This is a genomic window from Pseudomonas sp. R43(2017) (assembly GCF_002112345.1).
Taxonomy (GTDB): Bacteria; Pseudomonadota; Gammaproteobacteria; order Pseudomonadales; family Pseudomonadaceae; genus Aquipseudomonas; species Aquipseudomonas kribbensis.
The window spans coordinates 90,315-116,381 of sequence record NZ_NEHJ01000007.1 but is presented as its reverse complement, the minus strand read 5'-3'; the positions used below and the strand labels follow the sequence as shown (position 1 = coordinate 116,381).

The 26,067-nt window shown below is 58.9% G+C and carries 23 protein-coding genes and 3 tRNA genes; 3 read left to right on the top strand and 23 right to left on the bottom strand.

What is annotated here, in order from left to right; translation table 11 throughout:
• Positions 1 to 94: 94 nt before the first annotated feature.
• The 3 genes from ampE to CAG02_RS20215 all read right to left on the bottom strand — a co-directional run bounded on the left by ampE (position 95) and on the right by CAG02_RS20215 (position 3,741).
• On the bottom strand, positions 95 to 931 hold the full coding sequence (gene ampE, locus CAG02_RS20225) for a regulatory signaling modulator protein AmpE (protein WP_085711839.1): 837 nt from the start codon (positions 929 to 931) through the stop codon (positions 95 to 97).
• On the bottom strand, positions 928 to 1,488 hold the full coding sequence (gene ampD / locus CAG02_RS20220; protein WP_085711840.1) for a 1,6-anhydro-N-acetylmuramyl-L-alanine amidase AmpD: 561 nt from the start codon (positions 1,486 to 1,488) through the stop codon (positions 928 to 930). The genes ampE and ampD overlap by 4 nt, the downstream gene beginning before the upstream one ends.
• Before the next feature lie 63 nt (positions 1,489 to 1,551).
• Positions 1,552 to 3,741 (bottom strand): DUF1631 domain-containing protein, encoded by a 2,190-nt coding sequence (locus CAG02_RS20215; RefSeq protein WP_085711841.1) that lies wholly within the window; start codon positions 3,739 to 3,741, stop codon positions 1,552 to 1,554.
• A gap of 254 nt (positions 3,742 to 3,995) precedes the next feature.
• Here CAG02_RS20215 and nadC point away from each other — a divergent pair, with 254 nt between their 5' ends.
• The gene (gene nadC / locus CAG02_RS20210; protein WP_085711842.1) at positions 3,996 to 4,844 is read left to right on the top strand and encodes a carboxylating nicotinate-nucleotide diphosphorylase; all 849 of its coding nucleotides are present in this window, start codon (positions 3,996 to 3,998) and stop codon (positions 4,842 to 4,844) included.
• 51 nt (positions 4,845 to 4,895) lie between these two features.
• Here nadC and CAG02_RS20205 read toward each other — a convergent pair whose 3' ends face one another.
• Positions 4,896 to 5,195: a DUF6388 family protein gene (locus CAG02_RS20205; protein ID WP_085711843.1), complete on the bottom strand. Its 300-nt coding sequence runs from the start codon at positions 5,193 to 5,195 to the stop codon at positions 4,896 to 4,898.
• A gap of 276 nt (positions 5,196 to 5,471) precedes the next feature.
• On the opposite strand from CAG02_RS20205, the gene CAG02_RS20200 reads away from it, so the two are divergent.
• A complete protein-coding gene (locus CAG02_RS20200; protein ID WP_085711844.1) occupies positions 5,472 to 5,975 on the top strand; it encodes a hypothetical protein in 504 nt (167 codons plus the stop codon).
• 7 nt (positions 5,976 to 5,982) lie between these two features.
• Here the strand turns inward: CAG02_RS20200 and CAG02_RS20195 are convergent.
• The 16 genes from CAG02_RS20195 to rlmE form a co-directional block, all read right to left on the bottom strand.
• Positions 5,983 to 6,058: transfer RNA gene (locus CAG02_RS20195), tRNA-Thr, on the bottom strand.
• 129 nt (positions 6,059 to 6,187) lie between these two features.
• Entirely contained in the window at positions 6,188 to 8,293 is a 2,106-nt protein-coding gene (pnp, locus tag CAG02_RS20190) for a polyribonucleotide nucleotidyltransferase (protein WP_007953735.1), read from the bottom strand.
• A 193-nt stretch (positions 8,294 to 8,486) separates the two neighbouring features.
• Positions 8,487 to 8,756 (bottom strand): 30S ribosomal protein S15, encoded by a 270-nt coding sequence (gene rpsO / locus CAG02_RS20185; protein WP_085698397.1) that lies wholly within the window; start codon positions 8,754 to 8,756, stop codon positions 8,487 to 8,489.
• 115 nt (positions 8,757 to 8,871) lie between these two features.
• Positions 8,872 to 9,789, bottom strand: a complete 918-nt coding sequence (truB, locus tag CAG02_RS20180; protein WP_007953739.1) for a tRNA pseudouridine(55) synthase TruB — start codon at positions 9,787 to 9,789, stop codon at positions 8,872 to 8,874.
• 4 nt (positions 9,790 to 9,793) lie between these two features.
• Positions 9,794 to 10,192, bottom strand: coding sequence for a 30S ribosome-binding factor RbfA (gene rbfA / locus CAG02_RS20175; protein ID WP_085698395.1), 399 nt, complete (start codon positions 10,190 to 10,192; stop codon positions 9,794 to 9,796).
• 160 nt (positions 10,193 to 10,352) lie between these two features.
• Positions 10,353 to 12,872: a translation initiation factor IF-2 gene (gene infB, locus CAG02_RS20170; protein ID WP_085711845.1), complete on the bottom strand. Its 2,520-nt coding sequence runs from the start codon at positions 12,870 to 12,872 to the stop codon at positions 10,353 to 10,355.
• 27 nt (positions 12,873 to 12,899) lie between these two features.
• A complete protein-coding gene (gene nusA, locus CAG02_RS20165; protein ID WP_003221546.1) occupies positions 12,900 to 14,381 on the bottom strand; it encodes a transcription termination factor NusA in 1,482 nt (493 codons plus the stop codon).
• A 47-nt stretch (positions 14,382 to 14,428) separates the two neighbouring features.
• Complete coding sequence (gene rimP / locus CAG02_RS20160) at positions 14,429 to 14,887, bottom strand: ribosome maturation factor RimP (protein ID WP_065260004.1); 459 nt, start codon at positions 14,885 to 14,887, stop codon at positions 14,429 to 14,431.
• 138 nt (positions 14,888 to 15,025) lie between these two features.
• Positions 15,026 to 15,102, bottom strand: a tRNA-Met gene (locus CAG02_RS20155).
• Between the two features lie 97 nt (positions 15,103 to 15,199).
• Positions 15,200 to 15,285, bottom strand: a tRNA-Leu gene (locus CAG02_RS20150).
• A 22-nt stretch (positions 15,286 to 15,307) separates the two neighbouring features.
• Complete coding sequence (secG, locus tag CAG02_RS20145) at positions 15,308 to 15,691, bottom strand: preprotein translocase subunit SecG (RefSeq protein WP_011332406.1); 384 nt, start codon at positions 15,689 to 15,691, stop codon at positions 15,308 to 15,310.
• Positions 15,692 to 15,695: 4 nt separating this feature from the next.
• Positions 15,696 to 16,451, bottom strand: a complete 756-nt coding sequence (gene tpiA / locus CAG02_RS20140; protein WP_085711846.1) for a triose-phosphate isomerase — start codon at positions 16,449 to 16,451, stop codon at positions 15,696 to 15,698.
• Positions 16,452 to 16,516: 65 nt separating this feature from the next.
• A complete protein-coding gene (glmM, locus tag CAG02_RS20135; protein ID WP_085711847.1) occupies positions 16,517 to 17,854 on the bottom strand; it encodes a phosphoglucosamine mutase in 1,338 nt (445 codons plus the stop codon).
• Positions 17,855 to 17,870: 16 nt separating this feature from the next.
• A complete protein-coding gene (gene folP, locus CAG02_RS20130; protein ID WP_085711848.1) occupies positions 17,871 to 18,722 on the bottom strand; it encodes a dihydropteroate synthase in 852 nt (283 codons plus the stop codon).
• A gap of 8 nt (positions 18,723 to 18,730) precedes the next feature.
• The gene (gene ftsH / locus CAG02_RS20125) at positions 18,731 to 20,641 is read right to left on the bottom strand and encodes an ATP-dependent zinc metalloprotease FtsH (RefSeq protein WP_085711849.1); all 1,911 of its coding nucleotides are present in this window, start codon (positions 20,639 to 20,641) and stop codon (positions 18,731 to 18,733) included.
• Between the two features lie 202 nt (positions 20,642 to 20,843).
• Positions 20,844 to 21,473 (bottom strand): 23S rRNA (uridine(2552)-2'-O)-methyltransferase RlmE, encoded by a 630-nt coding sequence (gene rlmE / locus CAG02_RS20120; RefSeq protein WP_085711850.1) that lies wholly within the window; start codon positions 21,471 to 21,473, stop codon positions 20,844 to 20,846.
• A gap of 101 nt (positions 21,474 to 21,574) precedes the next feature.
• On the opposite strand from rlmE, the gene CAG02_RS20115 reads away from it, so the two are divergent.
• Positions 21,575 to 21,883: a YhbY family RNA-binding protein gene (locus CAG02_RS20115; RefSeq protein WP_011332401.1), complete on the top strand. Its 309-nt coding sequence runs from the start codon at positions 21,575 to 21,577 to the stop codon at positions 21,881 to 21,883.
• Between the two features lie 9 nt (positions 21,884 to 21,892).
• On the opposite strand, the gene CAG02_RS20110 is transcribed toward CAG02_RS20115, so the two are convergent.
• Genes CAG02_RS20110 through carB form a run of 3 tightly spaced genes read right to left on the bottom strand, consistent with a single transcriptional unit; the run spans position 21,893 to position 26,020 of the window.
• A complete protein-coding gene (locus CAG02_RS20110; RefSeq protein ID WP_085711851.1) occupies positions 21,893 to 22,297 on the bottom strand; it encodes an MFS transporter in 405 nt (134 codons plus the stop codon).
• Between the two features lie 28 nt (positions 22,298 to 22,325).
• Positions 22,326 to 22,802, bottom strand: a complete 477-nt coding sequence (gene greA / locus CAG02_RS20105) for a transcription elongation factor GreA (protein WP_085711852.1) — start codon at positions 22,800 to 22,802, stop codon at positions 22,326 to 22,328.
• Positions 22,799 to 26,020 (bottom strand): carbamoyl-phosphate synthase large subunit, encoded by a 3,222-nt coding sequence (gene carB / locus CAG02_RS20100; protein WP_085711853.1) that lies wholly within the window; start codon positions 26,018 to 26,020, stop codon positions 22,799 to 22,801. Before carB ends, greA begins: the two co-directional genes overlap by 4 nt.
• Positions 26,021 to 26,067: the final 47 nt, after the last annotated feature.

Below are 26,067 nucleotides of genomic sequence, written 5' to 3'. Positions count from 1 at the left end.
AAATCGAAGGGAGGTTTTGTAACTTAAGGTTAACGGCAGAGGATCGCCCGAACGCGGGCTGCGTTCGGGCGACATTTTGATGTTCAGGCAGGCATCAGTGGATCAGCACGGTCCAAAGGGCAAACCCGGCGTACCACAACACCGCTGCACGCAGCAGCAGCTCCCACAGGCAATCGAGGGTGTTGATGCCTTCCGGGCCGACCACGGCGGGCGGAATTTCTCCGGCGGCCAGGCCAACCCTGTTGATCAATTGCGCGGCGCTGATGTTCCAGTTCAACAGCTCATGCAGCATGATCCGGCTGACCGCGACGAAGTTGCCGACCAGAGCCAGACTCGCCGCCAGCAGGCGCACCGGCACCCAGTCGAACGCGTGCCGCAGCTGCCCTGCCCGCTCGGCCAGTGCCGGGTTCTGTGCGTTTTCTTCAGCGAGCGCCAGCAGGCGATAGCTGAGCGCGGCAACCGGGCCAAGCAGGAAGTACCAGAAAATCACCGCGAAAAAGCTCTGGTAGGCCTGCCACAACAGATGCCGCTGCACTTGTTCCAGCAATTGCTCGCCACTCTCGGCGCAGATATCCAGATCGCGCTTGGCCACGTGAGCGGCGGCCTGCAAGTCTTCCCGACGCCAGGCATCACGGAACGGGCCGAGACCGCCAAGCAGATCGCCGCGCCCCAGGCTGTAAATCACCACCAGCAAATGCACCGGCAAGGCCAGCAGGCCATAGGCAACCGGCTCCAGCACCAGCAACAACAACCCCAGCAATGCCACCGGCAGCAGCACCAGAATGACCAGCACCAGCCACGGCCGTTTGGCCAGGTTGCCGCTTTCAAGCTTGTGCAGTTCGCGGATCCATCCGCCATCGCGTTGAACCCGATGGCGCAGGGCCGAGAACTTCTCGATCCATACCGCCAGCAGTAACACCAGAAAACTCATTGTCCTTCCTCTTGTGCCAGGGCGGCGCGGTAGCGTGCCCAGTCGAATGCGGGTCCAGGGTCGGTCTTGCGTCCGGGTGCGATGTCGCTGTGTCCGCAGATACGTTCGACAGTGATCGCTGGAAACGCTTTTTGCAAATGCCGGGTCAGCACGATCAACGCCTGATACTGCGCCTCGGTGAACGGCAGATCATCGGTGCCTTCGAGTTCGATGCCCACGGAAAAATCGTTACAGGTTTCCCGTCCTTCGAACACCGACACGCCGGCATGCCAGGCACGCTCAAGGCAGGAGACAAACTGGGTGACCTTGCCGTCACGTTCGATCAGGAAATGCGCAGAGACGCGCAGGTCGGCGATCCCTGCAAAATAGGGATGCTCCGTGACATCCAGACGATTCTGGAAAAATTCCTGCACCTTGCCGGTGGCGAACTGCGCCGGCGGCAGGCTGATGTTGTGGATGACCAACAGGGAGACTTCGCCCGCCGGGCGTTCATTGAAGTTGGGCGAGGGGCAGACCTGCACCCCGTGACACCACCCGCTTGCGGGATCCAACTGCATACCGATTCCTTCAACGCCGACTGTGTTGCGCCCAGTATGCCGTGATCGGCCCCCGGCGCGCGATCACTTGCCGCGATTGAGCCGTCGCAGATTGCCGAGCACAGACTCCAGCGCGCGGTCGAACAACAACGTGTCATCCAGCGCCCGCACCGTCCCGCGACGGAACTCCATGGCCAGGGCGATGCGGTTACGCTCCTGCACTTTCGTTCCGGTGCGGTCGACAAACACATACTTGCCGGTCGCCTCGATGATCGCCGCCAGTTTACAGCGCAAGGTGTGCTCTTCATCCTCCTGGAACGCCACCCAGCTACCCAGGCGCAACTGGTCGACCTGACGCAGGCTGGCGTCATCGGCTGGCAAACGCTCCGGCCCCAACATCGGATGACCTTCATCGGCGGTCTGCAAAACGATGGCCTGAGACACCTGGATCATCGGCGGCGACTCGGCCTGATCCGGCTCGGCGGAAGGCTGGAGCAAACGCACGTGCAACGCTTCCAGCGCGCTGAAGAACTCGCTGGTGGCAAACGGATCGAACGCCGAGCTGCTCAGCCCGTCACGCAGCGACTTGAGCAGTCCCGGCACCAGCGACAGCAAACGCAGACCCGACTCGGCATCCTCGTGACGCTGCACACTCCAGATCAACTGTTCCATGGTCTGCACGTCGGCTTGCCATTCGGCAGACTGATCTCCGTGCTTGAGGCACGTCAGCAGCAAGACTTTGCTCCAGGCCGCCTGGACGAAGGTCACCACCGTCGGCGGCAGGACTTTGCCGAGCATTGCCTGGTTCAACGCCTGCTCGACACGCAGGCGGGCCAGTTCGGTCTTCGCCCGGCCCTCTTCGGCATCGCGCAGACGCTGTTCAAGCAATTCACTGCGACGACGCTCGTCGCTGGTGAAGGTGAGGAAGTCCGCCAGCAACTCGGAGAAAATCGCCGGGTCATCGACGAAATCCGTCAGCAAGCGCTGCACTACTTGCTCGATGCGCAGATAGAGGCTGTCGCGCGCATCGCCATCGCATTCACCCCAGCCCATGGCCGCTTCAGCGATTTCATTGAGCAGGCGTCGTGCCGGATGGCTGCTGCGACTGAAAAAACTCTTGTCGATCACCGCGACTTTCAACATCGGGATCTGCAACCGGGCGATCAGCGCCTTGAGTGAATCCGGCAGGTTGCGGTCGTCGAGAATGCAGTCGAACACCATGGCAACCAGGTTGATCACGTCCTCATCCGCACCGCCGACGATCCGCGACTTGCCGCTTTTCACGCTGACCCGGGTCAGCAATTGCTCAAGCTGATTGCGTAGATCGAAGTCTTCCTGCCCCGCCAGCGCCGGCACGTACTGCTGCAAGTGCGAGAGCAGACGCAGCAGGTCGCGGGTGGAAATCGGCTGGGGCGCCGCACTCGGTTCAAGGGTCGGCGCGACACTGCCGCGCACGTGCAACAGCAACTCCTGAAGCGCGGCGAAAACTTCCTGCACGCCCGCGTCCGCCGGTGATTGATCGTGTTCGTCGAACTCGCTGTGCGCGCTGGCCGAGGCGTGATCCCTGGCCCGGCGGGCCGGTGCAGGCTTGAGCTCGGGCAACACCCCGGTGGCGACCAACAGTTGGTTGGCCTCCGCGAAGAGTTGGTCGGTATCGGCCAGCACATAACGCTCGAACAGTTTGAGCAGGATCAGCTTGACCTTGATCTCCACGCCCAGGTTGCGCCCGGCCTGGAGGAAAAACTCACACAGCATCGCCGGGCCCAGCGGGTTGTGTTGATCGTCCAGGGATTTGCCGAGCAGCGCATTGAAGCGCGCGGTCAATTGATCAAGGGCGAAACCGTCGCGATTCAGTACGCGCCCCACCATCGTTTCGATCGCGACGCTGCGCTCCATATCGTCGGTGCGCGCAGTGGTGTCCTCGTACTGCAACGCGTGAGGCACGACGTTTGGTACGGGATCATATTGAGTGAGGCCGACAAAGGCCTCGAAGAATTGTTCGAGAAAGCCGCGCTCGATGTTCTTGCGCTTGAGGCGCAGGTCGCGCATGGCTTCGAAAAAGATGTTCTGTTCGACGTCGTTGCGGGCCCGGTCGGCCATTTCGAACAGGGTGTCGTCGGCGTTATCGAACAGTTCCTGCAGGCCGTTGCGCAGGCGCTGTGCAGCCTTGTCGCGAACCTGAAGCAGAATCACAGGCAGGCGGGCGAGCGGCGAGTGAGTCGCCTGATCGGTAGCAGCCTTGTGCAAAGGCACTACATTCCCGTCGTTGTGCATCCAAGCCTCCTGAAACGGTGATTTGCCGACGTCAAAGTCATGGCGTCAAATGCAAGGCGGATTATCTTGCAAAAGTTGTCTCCGGCGCCAGAGCCGTCAGGGTTTCCCCTATGCGCGATACCTTTCAGTGACCACACCGGAATCGGGTTTGCTCAAAGAAAATCGACCGGATGCAGCGCTACGTAGCCGTTCTCGCCTTGGGTTGGCCGACGCCATGCCCCTATAATCGGGCCACTTAGTTTGTGGAGCCCGTTATGCCGAATCTACGTCTCGCCGATTTGACCGCCGAAATCGAAGCCAACGTGCGCCGTGCGTTGCTCGAAGACATCGGCAGCGGCGACATCACCGCGCAACTGATCCCGGCCGAACGCCTGGCCAAAGCCACCATCATTACCCGCGACGCGGCTGTCATTTGCGGCACAGCCTGGGTCGATACGGTGTTCCGTCAGCTCGACCCTCGGGTGGCGGTGCACTGGCAAGTGCGCGATGGCGAACGGGTTTCGCCGAACCAGCCGTTGTTTCATCTGGAAGGCCCGGCCCGTTCGCTGCTGACCGGTGAACGCAGTGCCCTGAACTTCCTGCAGTTGCTGTCCGGCGTCGCCACCCGTGCGCAATACCTCGCGGACTTCGTCGCCGAAACCGACGTGAAACTGCTCGACACCCGCAAGACCCTGCCGGGCCTGCGCCTGGCGCAGAAATACGCGGTCACCTGCGGTGGTTGCCATAACCATCGCATCGGTCTGTACGACGCGTTCCTGATCAAGGAAAACCATATTGCCGCCAGCGGCGGAATCCCGCAGGCCATTGCCGCCGCGCACAAGATCGCGCCGGGCAAACCGGTGGAAATCGAAGTGGAAAGCCTGGATGAACTGAAGGAAGCGCTGGCAGCCGGTGCCGACATCATCATGCTCGACGAACTGAGCCTCGACGACATGCGCGAAGCCGTGCGCCTGAACGGCGGCAAGGCGAAGCTGGAAGCCAGCGGCGGCATCAACGAAAGCACGCTGTTGCCGATTGCCCAGACCGGGGTGGATTACATCTCGATCGGTGCGATGACCAAGGATGTGAAGGCCGTGGACCTGTCAATGCGCCTGAGCCTCTGAATCGAGCGCGCAATAAAAAACGCCAGCCCTTTCGAGGCTGGCGTTTTTGTTTCAGACCACCAGATTGTTCATCTCGCAGTACTCTTCCCAATCGACACCCAGCACTTCGGCCGCCTCCTTGTGCAGTTCCAGGCGCTTGGCCTCGAACTCTTCAGGGGTGCTGGTGTACTTGAGCGTCAGTTCCCACGGCTGCAAACCCTGGGCTTCGGCTTCATCTTCGAACGCCCACTGGATCTGGTCCTTCTGCTCATCGGGACTCAGGTCCTTGATCTCGTCCATCAACTCCGGCGCATCAAGTTTGTACTTCTCCAGCGCTTGTTCGTGGCGTTGCTCTTGGGTCAATTCAGTCATGGCGTTCTCGCTGATCGTAAGAATGGAAGATGGATCTGGATCATCAAGGATCTCTCTGACGCGGATTGTCCGGCCTTCGGAACCATTCGGGATCATCTGAAAACTGCTGGGCGATGCTCATGCAGACAGCGAATATAGGACGTTTGGCGAGCGAATTACACGGGTCTTTACATCTCTCCCACAAAAAGTTGACCTGCGGAACATAAACCGGATTTCCAAGTCGTAGCGATGTGCCATATCGGCACTCACCTTCGCTGTTCACAAGGAAACCCAGTGATGCGCAGTTTTTCGAAGATTTCTTCTGTTGTGTCCGCCACCGCTTTGACCGCCCTGCTGGGCACACTGGCCCTGCCGGCCAGCGCAATGGCCGTTGAACTGAGTAGCAGCAGCCCTTCCTATGGCGACCAGATCTCCGCCATTCACAACGATTTCGGCAAAGACGTGGTGATCAAAAGCGGTATCGGTGTCGAAGACCTGAAAAAGATGCGCGACACCGTTAACGACCAGTCGCGTCAGATCGAAGAACTCAAGCGCAGCAGCGGTTCGAGCTCAAGCTCCAGCGGCAGAGAGATTGATGATCTGAAAAGCAAGGTCAAGGAACAGGACCGTCAGATCGATACGCTGAGTCGTCAGGTCGACGACCTCAAGCGCAACAGCGGCTCCAGCTCCAGTTCGAACAACAGCGAAATCTCCAGCCTGAAGCAGAAGCTCAACGATCAGGATCGCGCGATGGATCAGCTCAAACGCACCGTCGAGGAGTTGAGCCGCAAGGTGAAATAAGGGGAAGTGGTGCCCGAGACAGGAATCGAACCTGCGACCTTCGCGTTACGAGTGCGCTGCTCTACCGGCTGAGCTACACGGGCGGTGGGCTAAACCTAGCACCGGTATTGAAGGTCGGCAACTTCGTAGAATGACTCGATATTTCGCAGACAAAAAAATGCCCCGCCGTTTTCACGGCGGGGCATTTTTATTGCGCTAATGCTGCGGGGTAATTAAACGCCCGAAGCCTTGGCCGCTGCCACGTCTTTGATGGACAGCTTGATACGGCCGCGGTTGTCCACGTCCAGTACCAGCACTTCCACTTCCTGGCCTTCTTTCAGGATGTCGGTCACTTTCTCTACGCGAGCATCGCTCAGCATCGAGATGTGCACCAGACCGTCCTTGCCCGGCAGGATGTTGACGAACGCGCCGAAGTCGACGATGCGCTCAACCTTGCCGACGTAGATCTTGCCGATCTCGGCTTCTGCGGTGATACCCAGAACGCGCTGACGTGCTGCTTCAGCTGCTTCCTTGGTTTCGCCGAAGATCTTGATCGAGCCGTCGTCTTCGATGTCGATCGAAGCCTTGGTTTCTTCGCAGATCGCACGGATGGTCGCGCCGCCTTTACCGATAACGTCACGGATCTTGTCGGTGTCGATCTTCATCGCGATCATGGTCGGAGCGTTGGCCGACAGCTCGGTACGCGACTGACCGATGATCTGGTTCATCTGGCCGAGGATGTTCAGGCGCGCTTCCAGGGCCTGGCCCAGAGCGATTTCCATGATCTCTTCGGTGATGCCCTTGATCTTGATGTCCATCTGCAGCGCGGTAACACCTTTGGCGGTACCGGCTACTTTGAAGTCCATGTCGCCCAGGTGGTCTTCGTCACCCAGGATGTCGGTCAGGACGGCGAATTTCTCGCCCTCTTTAACCAGACCCATGGCGATACCGGCAACCGGAGCCTTCATCGGAACACCAGCGTCCATCAGGGCCAGGGAAGCGCCGCAAACGGAAGCCATCGAGCTCGAACCGTTGGATTCGGTGATTTCCGAAACCACACGGATGGTGTACGGGAACACGTCAGCGGCTGGCAGCATCGCCGAAACCGAACGACGGGCCAGACGGCCGTGACCGATTTCGCGACGACCGGCGCCACCCATACGACCACACTCGCCCACCGAGAACGGAGGGAAGTTGTAGTGCAGCATGAACGGGTCTTTTTTCTCGCCTTCCAGGGTGTCCAGCAGTTGTGCATCACGGGCGGTGCCCAGCGTCGCGACAACCAGAGCCTGGGTTTCGCCACGGGTGAACAGTGCCGAACCGTGGGTCTTCGGCAGAACGCCGACTTCGATGTTCAGCGGACGTACGGTGCGAGTGTCGCGGCCGTCGATACGTGGCTTGCCGTTAACGATGTTTTCGCGAACGGTGCGGTATTCGATTTCGCCGAATGCAGCTTTGACGTCGGACGCCGAAGGCTGGCCTTCTTCGCCGGACAGCTTGGCAACCACCTGGTCACGCAGCTCGCCCAGACGCGCATAGCGGTCGGCCTTGATGGTGATGGTGTAAGCCTGGGAGATCGCTTCGCCGAACTCGGAACGGATGGCGGCCAGCAGCTCGGTGGCTTCCGGAGCAGGCGCCCAGGTCCAGGTTGGCTTGGCCGCTTCAGCAGCCAGTTCTTTAACAGCATTGATCACGACCTGGAACTCGTCGTGAGCAAACAGTACCGCGCCCAGCATCTGGTCTTCGGTCAGCTCTTTGGCTTCCGATTCAACCATCAGTACGGCGTCCGAGGTACCGGCAACGACCATGTCCAGGCTCGAGGCAGCTTGTTGCTCGTAGGTCGGGTTCAGCAGGTAGCCGGTGCTTTCGTGGAAAGCAACGCGGGCGGCGCCGATCGGGCCGTCGAACGGAATGCCCGAAATAGCCAGGGCTGCCGAGGTACCGATCATCGCAGCGATGTCCGGATCGGTCTTCTTGCTGGTGGAAACAACGGTGCAGACAACCTGCACTTCGTTCATGAAGCCTTCAGGGAACAGCGGACGGATCGGACGGTCGATCAGTCGGGAAGTCAGGGTTTCTTTCTCGGAAGGACGGCCTTCACGCTTGAAGAAACCGCCAGGGATCTTGCCGGCAGCGTAGGTCTTTTCCTGGTAGTGAACGGACAGAGGGAAGAAGCCCTTGCCCGGATCGGCTTGCTTGGCACCGACTACGGTCACCAATACGCTGACGTCGTCGTCAACGGTGACCAATACTGCGCCGGAGGCCTGACGGGCGATACGGCCAGTCTCGAGGGTAACGGTCGACTGACCGAACTGGAATTTTTTGATTACCGGGTTCACGGTGTCCTACCTTCTTTGTGGCTCTTGGGGGAACTGGTTTCTTGCGAAATTCTTGGGCAACGTCGGGAATCGGCCCGCTGATTGTCCGGGTAAAACGGTAGTTCAGATAAAACTTGAGGCTGGGAGCCTGCCATGCGCCAGCGGGAAACCCGTTGACGCACGACAGACAACCAACCTCTAGCGCAATCGCTGATTAGCGACGCAGACCCAGGCGAGCGATCAGAGCGCTGTAACGGCTCAGGTCCTTGCCTTTCAGGTAGTCCAGCAGCTTGCGACGCTGGTTTACCATGCGGATCAGACCACGACGGGAGTGGTGGTCTTTACCGTTGGCCTTGAAGTGACCTTGCAGCTTGTTGATGTTGGCGGTCAGCAGTGCAACTTGCACTTCTGGCGAACCAGTGTCACCAACAGCTTGCTGGTAGTCAGCTACGATTTGGGCTTTTTCTTGAACGTCGAGAGCCATGAGGCAATCCTTTTATCAGGAAACCGTTACAAAAACGGTTTCAACAGGCCAGGGACAAATCCCTGTATCTATAAATGAGTAGTGACCGTGCCTGTTAACAGCCACACTCGTTCGGTCATTCTGACCGAATCAGTCGACGCGGCGCGATGCGCCCGTCTTCGCTCACTTCACCGATGCCGATGAAGCGACCGTTATGATCCTGTACCCGCACCATGCCGAACTTCGGAGCATCCGGGGCACGTACCGGCTGGCCGTTGAGCCAGTAGAACGCGCTCGCTTCCGAGAACTGCAGCAGTGGCCAATCCTGCAGGCCGCTGTCCGATGGCATCAGGAAGCGGTCGACCGCTTCGTTGCCGCCTTCGGCATGTACCGCTTCCAGCTCTTCGAGGGTCACAGTCTGCGCCAGGGTAAAAGGCCCGGCCTGGGTACGACGCAGTTCAGCGACGTACGCACCACAACCGAGTTGCTCACCGATATCCTCCACCAGGGTACGAATATAGGTGCCCTTGCTGCAATCCACCGCAAGACGCGCAGTATCGCCTTCGAAGGCCAGCAATTCCAAGCGCGCAATAGTAACAGAACGCGGTTCGCGCTCCACTACTTCGCCTGCACGGGCCAGCTTGTACAGCGGCTGGCCATCACGCTTGAGAGCCGAGTACATCGGCGGTATCTGACTGATTTGACCGCGAAATTTCGGCAAGACCGCTTCAATGTCGGCCTGACCAACGGTCACCGGGCGCTCCTGCAAAACCTCGCCTTCGGCGTCTGCCGTGGTGGTGGTCTTGCCCAGTTGCGCCAGGGTTTCATAACCCTTGTCGGAATCGAGCAGGTACTGCGAGAACTTGGTCGCCTCGCCAAAGCACAGCGGCAGAACGCCGGTGGCCAGCGGGTCGAGACTGCCGGTGTGACCGGCCTTCTCGGCGTTGAGCAGCCAGCGAACCTTCTGCAACGCGGCGTTGGAGGTGAACCCCAACGGTTTGTCGAGCAGGATGATGCCGCTGACGTTACGACGGATACGTTTGACCTGAGCCACCGAGTTACTCCTTGGTGTCTTCGGGTGCAGCAGTTTCGTGCTGACTGTCTTCGGCCACCGCGCGCTCGATCAGAGCCGACAGGTGTGCACCACGGGCGACACTTTCGTCGTAGTGGAAATGCAATTGCGGCACGCTGCGCAGCTTCATTTCACGGGCCAACTGCATGCGCAGGAAACCGGCGGCAGCATTGAGCACCTTGATGCTTTGCGCGATGTCTTCGGCGTTGTCCTGCCCCATCACGGTGATGAAGATCTTCGCGTGACCCACGTCACGGCTGACATCAACAGCGGTAATGGTGACCAGGCCGACACGCGGATCTTTGACTTCACGACGGATCAGCTGGGCCAGCTCGCGCTGCATCTGATCGCCGATACGTTGGGTACGGCTGTATTCTTTTGCCATGATTTGTTACCTGTTACTGCCCCGCGGTGAAACCCGCAAGGTCTGAAAGCGGCAAACGCCCGGCCTGACAAAAAGCCAGACCGGGCGTTGCGTTTAGAGTCCTGACGCCGTGCCGCGCATTTTCATGCGACGGCCCGACGTGGCCCTTGAAGTGCGCGAGTCAGAGGCTGCGAGCAACCTGAACCTTCTCGAAGACTTCGATCTTGTCACCGACCTTGACGTCGTTGTAGCTCTTCACGCCGATACCGCATTCCATGCCGGCACGGACTTCGGAAGCGTCATCCTTGAAGCGGCGCAGGGATTCCAGCTCGCCTTCGAAGATCACGATGTCTTCACGCAGTACACGGATCGGACGGTTACGGTGAACAGTACCCTCGATCACCATGCAGCCGGCGATGGCGCCGAACTTAGGCGAGCGGAACACGTCACGAACTTCGGCCACACCGAGGATGTTCTCGCGAACATCGCTGCCAAGCATACCGGTCAGGGCTTTCTTGACGTCTTCGATGATGTCGTAGATCACGTTGTAGTAACGCATGTCCAGACCTTCCTGCTCGACGATCTTCCGTGCGCCGGCATCGGCACGCACGTTGAAGCCGAACAGTACAGCGTTGGAAGCCAGTGCCAGGTTGGCGTCGGATTCGGTGATACCACCGACACCGCCACCGACCACGCGCACTTGCACTTCGTCGTTGCCCAGGCCGTTCAGAGCGCCCTGCAGTGCTTCCAGCGAACCACGGACGTCGGATTTGAGGACGATGTTGAGCGTCTTCTTCTCTTCCTGACCCATGCTTTCGAAGATGTTTTCCAGCTTGCCGGCGTGAGCGCGAGCCAGTTTGACTTCGCGGAACTTGCCTTGACGGAACAGAGCCACTTCACGGGCTTTCTTCTCGTCGGCAACCACGCTCATCTCGTCGCCAGCATCAGGCGTACCGTCCAGGCCGAGGATCTCGACCGGAATGGCCGGACCTGCTTCCTTGATCGGCTTGCCGTTCTCGTCGAGCATGGCGCGCACGCGGCCGTAGTTCGAGCCGACCAGCACCATGTCGCCTTGACGCAGCGTACCGTCCTGAACCAGAACAGTCGCTACCGGGCCACGGCCCTTGTCCAGGCGCGATTCAACCACGACACCACGGCCAGGAGCCGATGGGGTTGCAGTCAGCTCGAGAACTTCGGCTTGCAGCAATACCGCTTCTAGCAGTTCGTCGACGCCGGTACCCATTTTCGCCGAGACCGGAACGAATGGAGTGTCACCACCCCAGTCTTCGGAGGTCACGCCGTGGGCCGACAGTTCGCTACGGATGCGATCGAGATCAGCGCCCGGCTTGTCGATCTTGTTCACTGCAACTACCAGCGGAACGCCAGCCGCCTGAGCGTGCTGAACGGCTTCGATGGTTTGTGGCATCACGCCGTCGTCCGCCGCAACCACCAGGATCACGATGTCGGTCGCCTTGGCACCACGGGCACGCATTGCGGTAAACGCGGCGTGACCCGGGGTGTCGAGGAAGGTGACCATGCCGCGTTCGGTTTCAACGTGGTAGGCACCGATGTGCTGGGTGATACCACCGGCTTCGCCAGCGGCTACCTTCGCACGACGGATGTAGTCGAGCAGCGAGGTCTTACCGTGGTCAACGTGACCCATTACGGTCACAACCGGCGCACGAGGAACAGCCTCACCTTCAAACTTCAGGGACTCGGCCAGGGAATCTTCCAGGGCGGTGTCGCTGACCAGGGTCACTTTGTGGCCCAGCTCTTCGGCTACCAGTTGAGCAGTTTCCTGATCAAGCACCTGGTTGATGGTCGCTGGAGTACCCAGTTTGAACATGAACTTGATGATTTCAGCAGCCTTCACCGACATCTGCTGAGCGAGATCGCCAACAGTGATGGTTTCGCCGATCTTCACTTCACGCACGACAGGGCCGGTCGGGCTCTGGAAACCGTGGGCGTTGCGTTTCTTCAGCTTGGCCTTGCCGCGACCACCGCGACGGAAGCCATCGCTTTCTTCGTCGGTAGTGCGTGGCGCCACACGTGGAGCCGGTGCCTTTTCCTTGACCGAAGCGCGATGCGGAGCGTTCTTGCGCTCGCCATCGCCGCTGCCGCGACGGTTGTTGTCGTCGGCGCGTGGTTTGTCCGGACGGCGCTGTTCGTCACGCTTGCGAGTGTCGGCAGCTGGCGCAGCAGCCACAACCGGTGCAGCTTCGCGCACGGGTTCAGCGGCTGGCGCAGGCGCAGCAACAGGCTCGGCAGAAGCGGTCGGTGCGGCAGCAGGCTGGCGACGCGCTTCTTCTTCGGCGCGAACACGGGCTTCTTCTTCAGCCTTTTGACGGGCAGCATTTTCTACTGCGCGACGCTCATCCAGTTCACGCTTGCGCTCGGCTTCGATTTCTTCCGGGCTACGCTGTACGAAAACTTTCTTCTTGCGGACTTCAACGCTGATGCTTTTGCTGCCAGCCACACGCAGGGTGCTGGTGGTTTTACGCTGCAGCGTGATCTTGCGTGGTTCTTCCACTTTCGCCTTGTGGCTGCTCTTCAAGTGAGTCAGCAGGGATTGCTTCTCACTGTCAGTCACATGTTCTTCGGCGGCGGTGTGCGGCAGACCTGCCTCACGCATCTGCTGCAACAGGCGCTCTACCGGTGTTTTGACCTCATCGGCCAGTTGTTTCACCGTGACTTGCGTCATGCATTTCTCTCCTCAGGCCGCGCCTAATTACTCGAACCAGTGGGCTCGGGCGGCCATGATCAACTTGCCGGCACGATCATCGTCAATGCCGTCGATGTCGAGCAGGTCGTCAATAGACTGCTCGGCCAGGTCTTCGCGGGTAATTACGCCGCGCACCGCCAGTTCCATCGCCAAATCCTTGTCCATACCCTCAAGCGAGAGCAGGTCTTCGGCCGGATGGGCGTCTGCCAGCTTTTCCTCAGTAGCGATGGCTTTGGTCAACAAGCGATCCTTGGCACGAGCGCGAAGCTCGTTGACGATGTCTTCGTCAAAGCCGTCGATGTTGAGCATTTCTTCCAACGGTACGTAGGCAATCTCTTCCAGGCTGGTGAAGCCTTCGTCTACCAGCACCTGAGCCAGCTCCTCGTCGACTTCCAGCTCGTCGATGAAGTTGCGCAGGATGTCGCCGGTTTCTGCTTGTTGCTTAGCCTGGATGTCCGATTCGGTCATCACGTTCAGGGTCCAGCCAGTCAGCTGGCTCGCCAGACGCACGTTCTGACCACCACGACCGATGGCCTGAGCCAGATTGTCTGCGCCAACGGCGATGTCCATGGCGTGGGCATCTTCGTCAACGATGATGGCCGCCACTTCTGCCGGCGACATGGCATTGATCACGAACTGCGCCGGGTTGTCGTCCCACAGGACGATGTCGACACGCTCGCCACCCAACTCGCCCGACACGGCCTGGACGCGCGAACCGCGCATACCGATGCACGCGCCCTGCGGGTCGATGCGTTTGTCCTTGGAGCGGACGGCGATCTTGGCGCGCGAACCCGGATCACGGGAAGCGGCCATGACTTCGATGAGGCCTTCAGCGATTTCCGGCACTTCGATACGGAACAGCTCGATCAGCATTTCCGGCGCGGTGCGCGACAGGATCAGCTGCGGGCCACGGTTCTCGGTGCGGATTTCCTTGAGCAGCGCACGCAGACGCACGCCAACACGGAAGGTCTCGCGAGAAATGATGTCTTCACGGGCCAGCAACGCTTCAGCGTTATTACCCAGGTCGACGATCACGTTGTCGCGGGTCACTTTTTTCACGGTGCCGGAGATGATTTCTCCCAGGCGCTCGCGATAAGCGTCGACCACTTGAGCGCGCTCGGCTTCGCGCACTTTCTGCACGATGACCTGCTTGGCGGTCTGCGCAGCAATACGGCCGAATTCGATGGATTCGATCTTTTCTTCGACGACGTCACCAACCTTGGCACCAGGATGCGTTTCGGCAACCTTGCTTGGCCAGGTTTCGATGGCCGGATCATCGAGATCATTCTCTTCGACGACCGTCCAGCGACGGAAAGTTTCGTAAGAACCGGTGTGGCGATTGATTTCCACACGCAGATCAACTTCGTCTTCAAAACGCTTTTTGGTAGCAGTGGCCAGAGCCAGCTCCAGCGCTTCAAAAATTACGCTTGCCGGTACGCCCTTTTCATTGGATACCGACTCAACAACCAGCAGTACTTCTTTGCTCATCGTACGCCTCGCCTTTCGCAAGCCATTGGATCCGCGGGATCCGCGTCTCAGTCAAAACTGGGAATAATGTTGGCCTTGTCGATCATATCGATCGGCAACAGGAACTCATGGTCATCTACCTGCACCACGACATCCTGCTCTTCTACACCGCGCAGAAGGCCCTGAAAGTTGCGTCGTCCTTCAAAAGGCGAGCGCAGCCTGATCTTTACTTGTTCACCGGCAAATTTGGCAAACTGCTCAAGAGTGAACAGTGGGCGTTCCATGCCAGGCGAGGAAACTTCAAGGGTGTATTCAACGGAGATCGGATCTTCAACATCCAGCACACCGCTGATCTGACGGCTGACGATGGCACAATCGTCCACCAGTACGCCGCCTTCCTTATCGATATAAACGCGCAACATTGAGTGACGACCTTGAGCCGAGAACTCAATACCCCAGCATTCATAGCCCAGGGCCACGACCACCGGGGCCAACAAGGCCTGCAACTCTTCTAGCTTGCTCGACACCTGAACCCCCTCGTGCATGTATGTGCATGCTTTGCAAAATAAAAAAATGGGCGAAACGCCCATCCTTGAAACGCCGTCGAACAGCGGCGTTGAAAGTGTCCAGCTAACAAAAAGCCCCTTAAAAGGGGCTCCTTAAACTGGTTGCGGGGGCCGGATTTGAACCGACGACCTTCGGGTTATGAGCCCGACGAGCTACCAGACTGCTCCACCCCGCGACAAAGCTGGGGCGGAAGTATACGACCGATCCCCAGTAGGGTCAATGTAACCTTCCACCTGCAAGAAAGCCCGCAACAGCGGGCTCTCCTGACTAATTGGTACCGAGAAGGGGACTCGAACCCCTACACCCTATGGGCACAACCACCTCAAGGTTGCGTGTCTACCAATTCCACCACCTCGGCAAAACTACATTTGAAACTCTTCTTACTTCTGCTCTTGAGCTGGAGGTACGTCAGTCGCTGGAGTAGCCGACTTTTGCTCTTGAAGCACCGGGACATCATCAGAAGCCGGTTGTTGCTTTGGAACTTCCAACACTGCCGGATTTGGCAAACCTGCTTGAGTCAGCTGATGAGCCTTCTCTTTAGCAAAGTATCCTAACCCCAAGCTGGTTATGAAGAAACCGGCGGCAAGTATAGCAGTAAACTTACTAAGAAAGGTAGAGGAACCTTGGCTTCCGAACACAGTATTTGAAGCACCTGCTCCGAAAGACGCGCCAGCGTCCGCACCCTTACCCTGCTGCAGCAAAACCAGAGCAACTACGCCCAATGCACCCAGCAGATGAAAAACGACTACGACTGTTTCCAGCATTTTTTCAGTTTCCCGCGGCGCGACAGATCGCACCGAACTCATCTGCATTCAGGGAAGCTCCACCAATGAGCCCCCCATCGATATCCGGCATGCCGAACAGTTCGACCGCATTGGCCGCCTTCACGCTGCCGCCGTATAGAAGCCGCACATTTCGCGCGACTTCAGAATTCTCTGCCGCCAGCTGCTCCCGAATGGCTTTATGCACATCCTGAGCCTGCTGCGGCGTTGCAGTCAGCCCGGTACCAATGGCCCAGACCGGCTCGTAAGCGATCACTGCATTGGCAAAAGCACCAACACCCAGCTCCTCGATGATACTGCCCAACTGACGCCCGACAATCTCAAGAGTTTTTCCGGCTTCGCGTTGCTCCAGGGTCTCCCCCACACACAACACCGGAATCAAGCCACATGCCTGTGCCGCTGCGAACTTGCGATTCAGCATTCCGTCTCGCTCGCCCATGATCTGGCGGCGTTCGGAGTGCCCGACAAGCACAAGGGAACAACCTGCATCCACCAACTGACTCGGTGCAATTTCACCGGTCAACGCACCTTGCATCGATTCCACCGCAGAATTCTGCGCGCCGACCGAAATCGACTTTCCTTTCAAGCCATCAATCACTTGATTGATATGCAGGCAAGGCGGGAATACCGCGACATCAACACCGCTTGGCAAGGCCAGATGACGAAGGCCGTTGATCAGCTCAGCGACGCTGGCGCGGGTACCGTGCATCTTCCAGTTACCAGCTACCATAGGGCGACGCATGCTGTACCTCGTCGGTCAAAGTGGGCGCAGATGTTACCCAACACAATCATGGCTGGCAAGCCGTATCAGGCAGAAACTTCAGTTACCAGTTTTGCCAGTTCTTCGGCATAGCTGCGAACCTGGGTTTCGTCCTCGCCTTCGACCATGACACGCACCAGAGGCTCTGTCCCGGACTTGCGCAGAAGCACACGCCCACGACCCGCCATTGCCTCGGTCACACGCTTGCTGGCTTCCTTGACAGCCGGGTGATCGAGCGGACTGTCGCCACCGCCGAAACGGACATTGATCAGCACTTGCGGACACTTGCGCAAGGCCTGGCGGGTTTGCGCCAAGCCTTCATTTCGGGTTTTCAGCGCCATCAACACCTGCAGGGCCGCGATGATCGCGTCACCTGTCGTGGTGTGATTGAAGCAGACAACATGCCCCGAGTTCTCACCCCCGACCAGCCAATCGCGCTCAAGCAGCTCGGCAATCACATAACGATCGCCGACATTTGCACGCACGAAAGGAATACCGAGGTCCGCCAGCGCCAACTCCAGGCCAAGGTTGCTCATCAACGTACCGACCACGCCACCCTGCAATTTGCCACGCTCATGCAGGTCGCGCGCAATAATGAAGATCAGCTCGTCACCATCAACTATTGCACCCGTGTGATCGACCATCAGTACCCGGTCGCCATCACCGTCGAATGCAATCCCCAGATCAGCGTGCTCGGACAGCACCGCCGCCTGCAACGGCCCCATATGAGTGGAGCCGCAGTTGTCGTTGATGTTCAGACCGTTCGGCTGCGCGGACAGCACCACGACTTCAGCGCCCAGCTCGCGGAACACACTTGGCGCGACCTTATAGGTCGCTCCGTGTGCACAGTCGATCACGATCTTGAGACCTGCAAAACTGGTATTGGTCGGCACACTGCTCTTGCAGAATTCGATGTAGCGGCCGGACGCGTCGTTGATTCGCGAAACTTTGCCGATCTTGCTCGACTCGACAACGGTCATTGGCGTATCGAGCAACTCCTCGATCATCAGCTCCAGCTCATCCGGCAACTTGGTGCCTCTGCCGGAGAAAAACTTGATGCCGTTATCGTCGTGAGGGTTGTGCGATGCACTGATCACAATGCCGGCTTCAGCCTGGAAGGTTCGCGACAAGTAGGCGATAGCCGGCGTCGGCATCGGACCGAGCAGCATCACATCAGCACCCGCCGATGTCAGGCCAGCTTCCAGCGCCGATTCGAACATGTAACCGGAGATTCGCGTGTCCTTGCCGACGAGCACCTTGCAGGCACCCATTTTTCGGAAGGCCATGCCCGCAGCCCAGCCGAGCTTGAGCATGAAGTCAGGAGTAATCGGGTATTCACCGACACGACCACGAATGCCGTCGGTACCAAAGTATTTCTTGCTCATAAGTGCTCCATCATTCTTATTCGGCTGATTCCACGGCCGCGATCATGCGTACGACATCCACCGTTTCTGCCACGTCATGGACGCGCAATATACGCGCCCCCTTGACGGATGCCAGCGCCGCCAGGGCCAAACCACCATGCAGACGCTCGCCCACAGGGCGATTCAGGGCCTGTCCAATCATGCTTTTTCGCGAGACACCAACCAGCAGAGGTCGCCCCAACACATGAAGGGCATCCATGTGCTTGAACAAGCTTAGATTGTGCTGCAGGGTTTTGGCGAAGCCAAAGCCAGGATCAAGAATGATCCGCTCGGCAGGAATGCCAACCGAAGCGCATCGCTCCATACGCTCGGCGAGAAACTCACTCACTTCCCGGGTGACATCCTGATATTGCGGATTGTCCTGCATGTCACCTGGCTCACCCAGCATGTGCATCAGACAGACCGGTAATCCGGTGGCAGCAGCGGCATCCAGCGCACCGTCACGCTGCAGCGATCTCACGTCATTGATCAACCCGGCACCCAGTCGCGCAGTTTCCCGCATGACGGCCGGAGTCGACGTATCGACGGAGATGATCACATCCAGCTCGCGATTGATCAGCTCCACGATCGGCGCCACGCGCTCCAGCTCTTCGAGCGGCGAGACCGCTCGCGCACCAGGTCGAGTGGACTCTCCTCCAACATCGATCAGCGTCGCACCGGCCAACACCATTGCCTCGGCATGACGCAGGGCCGCATCAAGCTGGCTGTATCGACCACCATCGGAGAAGGAATCGGGAGTGACATTGAGAATGCCCATGACATGCGTCCGGGCCAAATCAAGAACCCGGTTGCCGCAAGGCAACCGGGTCAGGGACTGTACAGAAGTCATTTCAAACCTTAAACGTCAGCAGCCGGACCGCCAATCGGTGTTTCCGGACGCTCATCCTGAACCACCGGAGGAGGCGTGCCAGTGCCGGTGCCGCCCGACCAGTCACGAGGTTCGCGAGGCGTGCGACCCGCCATGATGTCGTCGATCTGCTCGGCATCGATCGTCTCGTACTTCATCAAGGCATCTGCCATGGCATCGAGTTTGTCACGATTGTCGGTCAGGATCTGCTTGGCGGTGCCGTAGCACTGATCGATGATGCTGCGCACTTCCGAGTCGATCAGCTTGGCCGTTTCGCCCGAGAAGCTGGCGTTCTGACCGCCACCGCCACGACCGAGGAACACCTCGCCCTCTTCTTCTGCATACATCAACGGACCGAGTTTTTCAGACAGGCCCCACTTGGTCACCATGTTCCGTGCAATCTGGCTGGCACGCATGATGTCGTTGGAGGCGCCAGTGGTCACACCGTCGAAGCCCAAGGTCATTTCTTCCGCGATACGGCCGCCGTACAGCGAGCAGATCTGACTGATCAACGCACGCTTGGACAGGCTGTAGCGATCTTCCTCCGGCAGGAACATGGTCACACCCAACGCGCGACCGCGCGGGATGATCGACACTTTGTAGACCGGATCATGCTCGGGCACGACGCGACCAACAATGGCGTGGCCTGCTTCGTGATAAGCGGTGTTCTGCTTTTCCTTCTCGGACATGACCATGGATTTGCGCTCGGCACCCATCATGATCTTGTCTTTGGCCAGTTCGAATTCCTTCATCTCGACGATGCGTTTGCCGGCACGGGCAGCAAAAAGCGAAGCCTCGTTGACCAGGTTGGCAAGATCGGCACCGGAGAAACCCGGAGTACCACGTGCGATAACGGCCGGAGCAACGTCGTCACCCATTGGCACTTTACGCATGTGCACCTTGAGGATCTGCTCGCGACCACGGATGTCCGGCAGACCGACCACCACCTGACGGTCGAAACGACCAGGACGCAGCAGAGCCGGGTCCAGTACGTCAGGACGGTTGGTTGCAGCGATGACGATGATGCCGTCATTCATTTCGAAGCCGTCCATCTCCACCAGCAACTGGTTGAGAGTCTGCTCGCGCTCGTCGTGACCGCCACCCATGCCGGCGCCACGATGGCGACCAACGGCGTCGATCTCGTCGATGAAGATAATGCAGGGTGCGTGTTTCTTGGCCTGTTCGAACATGTCGCGAACGCGGCTGGCACCGACACCGACGAACATTTCGACGAAGTCGGAACCGGAAATGGTGAAGAACGGCACCTTGGCTTCGCCGGCAATCGCCTTGGCCAGCAAGGTCTTACCGGTACCCGGAGGACCAACCATCAGCACGCCGCGAGGAATGCGGCCGCCCAGGCGCTGGAACTTGCCCGGATCACGGAGGAACTCGACCAGCTCACCAACTTCTTCCTTGGCTTCGTCGCAACCGGCAACGTCAGCCAGAGTGGTTTTCACCTGATCTTCGGACAGCAGACGCGCCTTGCTCTTGCCAAAGCTCATTGGCCCGCCCTTGCCACCGGCACCGCCCTGCATCTGGCGCATGAAGAACATGAACACCGCGATGATCACAAGGATCGGGAAGCTGGCCACCAGAAGCTGGGTCCAGATGCTTTGCTGCTCAGGCTGCTTGCCTTCGACCACGACGTGGTTGTCGACCAGATCGCCGATCAGGCCATTGTCCTGGATTGCCGGACGAATGGTCTTGAAGCTGTCGCCATCGTTGCGCTTGCCGGTAATCACGTAGCCATCGACGGCCACGCGCTCGACCTTGCCATCCTTGACCTGCTGGATGAAGTCGGAATAGTTGAGGGTCTGCGGCTCGTTAGGGCTGGAGAAGTTGTTCATCACCGTCACCAGGACAGCCGCGATGATCAACCACAGGATCAGATTCTTTGCCATATCGTTCAATTAACTACCCTCTGAAGCAAGCTCCGCTACTGGCGCGCGCTTCGCATGATATTCACCGGCCTAACTTACTACATTACCTACAGCTCTGGCAGGCGCCGTCTGTAACCCTTTGTGAAACACTTTCTACACAATATTCGCTTATGCACGCGGGGCGAAATACGAAAAACCTATCACCCCGCCAAAAAACCTCGTTTTACTCGCTGCGACCGCGATAACCCCAAGCCAGCATGTATTGCTCGCGGGAACTGTCGCGGGAAGAGTCCGGCTTGATCATCTGGACCTTGTCGAATTTCCGACGAGCGTCCTTCAGGTAAACATCGAACCCTTCGCCCTGAAAAATCTTGATCAGGAAATTACCGCCCGGCTTGAGAATCCGCTCCGCCAGGTCAAGCGCCAGCTCGCAAAGAAACATGGCTTTCGGCATATCTACGGCAGGCGTACCACTCATATTGGGGGCCATATCGGAAATCACAAGGTCCACTTGTGAATTACCCACAGCCTCGAGGATTTGAGCGAGCACTTCATCCTGAGTGAAATCCCCCTGAATGAAGGTCACGTCCGGAATGCTGTCCATTTCCAGGATGTCCGAGGCGATCAGACGCCCCTGCCCACCGATCAGCCGGCTGGTGACCTGAGACCAGCCGCCGGGCGCCGCGCCCAAGTCGACCACGCTCATGCCTGGGCGAATCAGTTTGTATTTCTCCTGGACTTCCAGAAGCTTGTAACTCGCACGCGAGCGGTAGCCATCCTTCTGCGCCTGCTTCACATAAGGATCGTTGACATGTCGTTTCAGCCAACCAAGGCTTGTCTTGGAACGCGCCATTGGGCACCTCGTTGATTAGGGTCGTGATTAATTGGGCGGATCCACGAGCCCTCGGGTAAAATGGCCGCCATTTTACAGAATCCAGACGAAAGGGTCAGATTATGCCGCTCACTCCAGAGCAGAAGAAACAGTACAAATCCATCGGCCACCACCTCAAACCAGTTTTGACGGTGGCTGACAACGGTTTGACTGAGGGTGTTTTAGCCGAACTCGAACGCGCATTGGCGGATCACGAGCTGATCAAGATCAAGCTCAACATCCTCGATCGCGAGGCGCGACTGGCGTCCGTTGCAGAGCTGTGCAAGGTCGGCAAGGCCGATCTGGTTCAGGTCATCGGCAAGATGGCACTGATTTATCGCAAGAACTTCAGCGTCAACAAGCAGCTGTCGAACGTCCATCGCTTCAAGTGATGAAAAGGGTCAAGGGTGTGCTTCGCGCACCCTGCCACTCCACCCCGGCACCGGCTGCAACACCAGTACCAGCCCGGAAAAGCCCAGAACAAGATAACTGAACACCTGCCAGCGCTGCGCATCCGGCCAGCCGACACGCACTGCGACATACATCGCACTCGCATACAACGCCATCAGCAGCACTTGCCCGCGAAAATCCCGCCATAGACTGGCAAGGCCTTCGGCCCGCACCAGCACCAAAGCCTGAAAAACCACGCACACGGCAGCAAAACCCACCACCGGCACTTCGAAAGCACTGGCGACTTCGTCGATCAGCAGCGGTGCCAGGCCAATCTGGCCCAGCACCGGCCGCAAACCGAGGTGCACCAGCCATAAACCGCCGACCCACAACATCTGGGTCAGCTGCCAGAGCATGGCGCCCGCCTGCAGCGGGCGCCCTGTTTCAGATGTGACGGACTTCGACAATCTCATACTCGATATCGCCGCCCGGCGTTTTCACGACGACCGTGTCGCCCTCTTCCTTGGCAATCAAGGCGCGGGCGATCGGCGAGCCGACCGAAATCTTGCCGAGCTTGATATCCGCCTCGTCTTCACCAACGATCTGGTAAGTCACGCTTTCATCGGTCTCGACGTTGGCGATCTCGACGGTAGTGCCGAAAATCACCTTGCCGGTGTGCGGAATGGTCGTCACATCGATGATCACGGCATTCTGCATGCGACCTTCGATGTCACGGATCCGCGCCTCGACCATGCCCTGCTGTTCGCGGGCGGCATGGTATTCGGCGTTTTCCTTCAAGTCACCCAACTCGCGGGCCGTACCGATGTCCTGGCTGAGCTTCGGACGAACGACCTTGGTCAGATGAGCGTGTTCCTCTTCCAGGGCTTTCGCGCCCTGGACGGTCATTGGGTATTTATTCATGCCTTCAATCCTGCGTGTAAATCCTGCAAGCGGCGTACGGTCTTCTCGGGACCGAACTTCAGCGCTTCGCAGATGGCTTCGCCAGCAGCAATGGTGGTGGTGCAGTAAATCTTGTGCTGCAAGGCGTTACGACGAATGGAGTAAGAGTCGGCGATCGACTGACGACCTTCGGTGGTGTTGATGATCAGCGTGACTTCGTCATTCTTGATCATGTCGACCACGTGCGGACGACCCTCGGTCACCTTGTTCACACGACGCACTTTCAGGCCAGCAGCCTCGATCAGCTTGGCCGTGCCGGCAGTGGCGACCACTTCAAAGCCCAAGTTGATCAGATCACGCGCCACACCTGCAACCAGCGGCTTGTCGTCATCACGTACGCTGATGAATGCGGTACCGCCGGTCGGCAGTACTTCGCTCGCGCCCATCTGGGCTTTTGCAAAGGCTTCGCCGAAGGTGTCGCCGACGCCCATCACTTCACCGGTGGACTTCATCTCCGGGCCGAGGATCGGGTCAACGCCAGGGAATTTGGCGAACGGGAACACCGCCTCTTTCACGCTGTAGAAGTTCGGGATGATTTCCTTGGTGAAGCCGATTTCCTTCAGGGTTTTACCAGCCATCACGCGAGCCGCGATCATGGCCAGGGAAACACCGATGCACTTCGACACGAACGGTACGGTACGGGAAGCGCGCGGGTTGACTTCGATGACGTAGATGTCTTCGCCTTGCAGCGCCAGCTGAACGTTCATCAGGCCGACCACGCCCAGCTCCAGGGCCATTTTCTTGACCTGCTCGCGCATCTCGTCCTGGATGTGCGCCGGCAGCGAGTACGGCGGCAGCGAGCACGCAGAGTCACCGGAGTGAACGCCCGCCTGTTCGATGTGCTGCATGATCGCGCCGATCACTACGTCCTTGCCGTCGCAGACCGCATCCACGTCCATCTCGATGGCGCAGTTGAGGAAGTGGTCGAGCAGCACCGGGCTGTCGTTCGACACTTGCACCGCGTCACGCAGGTAACGCTTGAGCTCTTCTTCCTTGTAGACGATTTCCATCGCCCGGCCGCCCAGTACGTAGGACGGACGAACCACCAGAGGGTAACCGATCTTCGCGGCAGCGCGAACGGCTTCGTCTTCGCTGCGCACGGTGGCGTTTGGCGGCTGACGCAGGTTCAGACGCTCAACCATCTGCTGGAAGCGCTCACGGTCTTCGGCACGGTCGATAGCGTCAGGGCTGGTGCCGATGATCGGCACGCCGGCCGCTTCGAGGGCGCGAGCCAGTTTCAACGGAGTCTGGCCGCCGTACTGGACGATCACGCCTTTCGGCTTCTCGACGCGGCAGATTTCCAGCACGTCTTCCAGGGTCACCGGCTCGAAGTACAGACGGTCGGAAGTGTCGTAGTCAGTGGAAACGGTTTCCGGGTTGCAGTTGACCATGATGGTTTCGTAGCCGTCTTCGCGCAGGGCGAGAGCGGCGTGTACGCAGCAGTAGTCGAACTCGATGCCCTGGCCGATACGGTTCGGACCGCCACCCAGAATCATGATCTTGTCGCGACCGGACGGCGCTGCTTCGCACTCTTCCTCGTAAGTCGAGTACAGGTAAGCGGTGTCGGTGGCGAACTCGGCGGCGCAGGTGTCGACGCGCTTGTAGACCGGGAACACTTCCAGCTTTTGACGGTGAGTGCGCAGGTTCTTCTCGGTCACGCCCAGCAGCTTGGCCAGACGCTGGTCGGAGAAACCTTTACGCTTGAGCTTGAACATCAGGTCGCGGTCGATAGCGGACAGACCGAGGGTCTTGACCTTCTCTTCGTCCTTGATCAGATCTTCGATCTGCACCAGGAACCACGGGTCGATCATGTTCATGCCGAAAATTTCTTCGACGGTCATGCCGGCGCGGAAAGCGTCCGCCACGTACCAGATACGCTCGGCACCCGGCACAGTCAGTTCGCGCTTGAGCACGCTCATGCTTTCAGGGTTGCTCAGGTCGACTTTCTCGTCCAGACCGCAAACGCCGACTTCCAGACCACGCAGAGCTTTCTGCAGGGATTCCTGGAAGGTACGGCCGATGGCCATGACTTCACCAACCGACTTCATTTGAGTGGTCAGGCGAGCGTCAGCGTTGGCGAACTTCTCGAAGGCGAAGCGCGGCAGCTTGGTCACGACGTAGTCGATGGACGGTTCGAAGGACGCCGGGGTCTTGCCGCCGGTGATGTCGTTCGACAGCTCGTCGAGGGTGTAGCCGACTGCCAGTTTGGCCGCGACCTTGGCAATCGGGAAACCGGTGGCTTTCGAAGCCAGGGCCGACGAACGCGATACACGCGGGTTCATTTCGATCACGACCATGCGGCCGGTGTCCGGGCAGATACCGAACTGAACGTTGGAACCGCCGGTCTCGACGCCGATCTCGCGCAGTACCGCCAGCGAGGCGTTACGCAGGATCTGGTATTCCTTGTCGGTCAGGGTCTGAGCCGGGGCAACAGTGATCGAGTCACCGGTGTGCACGCCCATCGGGTCGAAGTTTTCGATCGAGCAGACGATGATGCAGTTGTCCTTTTTGTCGCGGACAACTTCCATTTCATATTCTTTCCAGCCGATCAGCGATTCGTCGATCAGCAGTTCCTTGGTCGGCGACAGGTCCAGACCACGGGCGCAGATTTCTTCGAATTCTTCTCGGTTGTAAGCGATACCGCCACCGGTGCCGCCCATGGTGAAGGACGGACGGATGATGCACGGGAAGCCCAGGCGCTCGAGCACCGCGTTGGCTTCTTCCATGCTGTGGGCGATACCGGAACGCGGGCATTCCAGGCCGATGGCTTTCATCGCCTTGTCGAAACGCGAACGGTCTTCAGCCTTGTCGATGGTGTCGGCGTTGGCGCCGATCATCTCTACGCCGAACTTCTCCAGAACGCCTTCGCGTTCCAGGTCCAGGGCGCAGTTCAGAGCGGTCTGGCCGCCCATGGTTGGCAGCACCGCATCCGGACGCTCTTTTTCGATGATCTTGGCAACGGTCTGCCATTTGATCGGCTCGATGTAGGTGGCGTCGGCCATGTCCGGGTCGGTCATGATGGTGGCCGGGTTGGAGTTCACCAGGATGACGCGGTAACCCTCTTCGCGCAGGGCTTTACAGGCCTGGGCGCCGGAGTAGTCGAATTCGCAGGCCTGGCCGATAACGATCGGGCCAGCGCCGAGAATCAGGATGCTTTTAATGTCTGTACGTTTTGGCATGGGTTTGTCACTCAAATCCGCAGGTCAGTCGGCAAGCCGTCTTGATC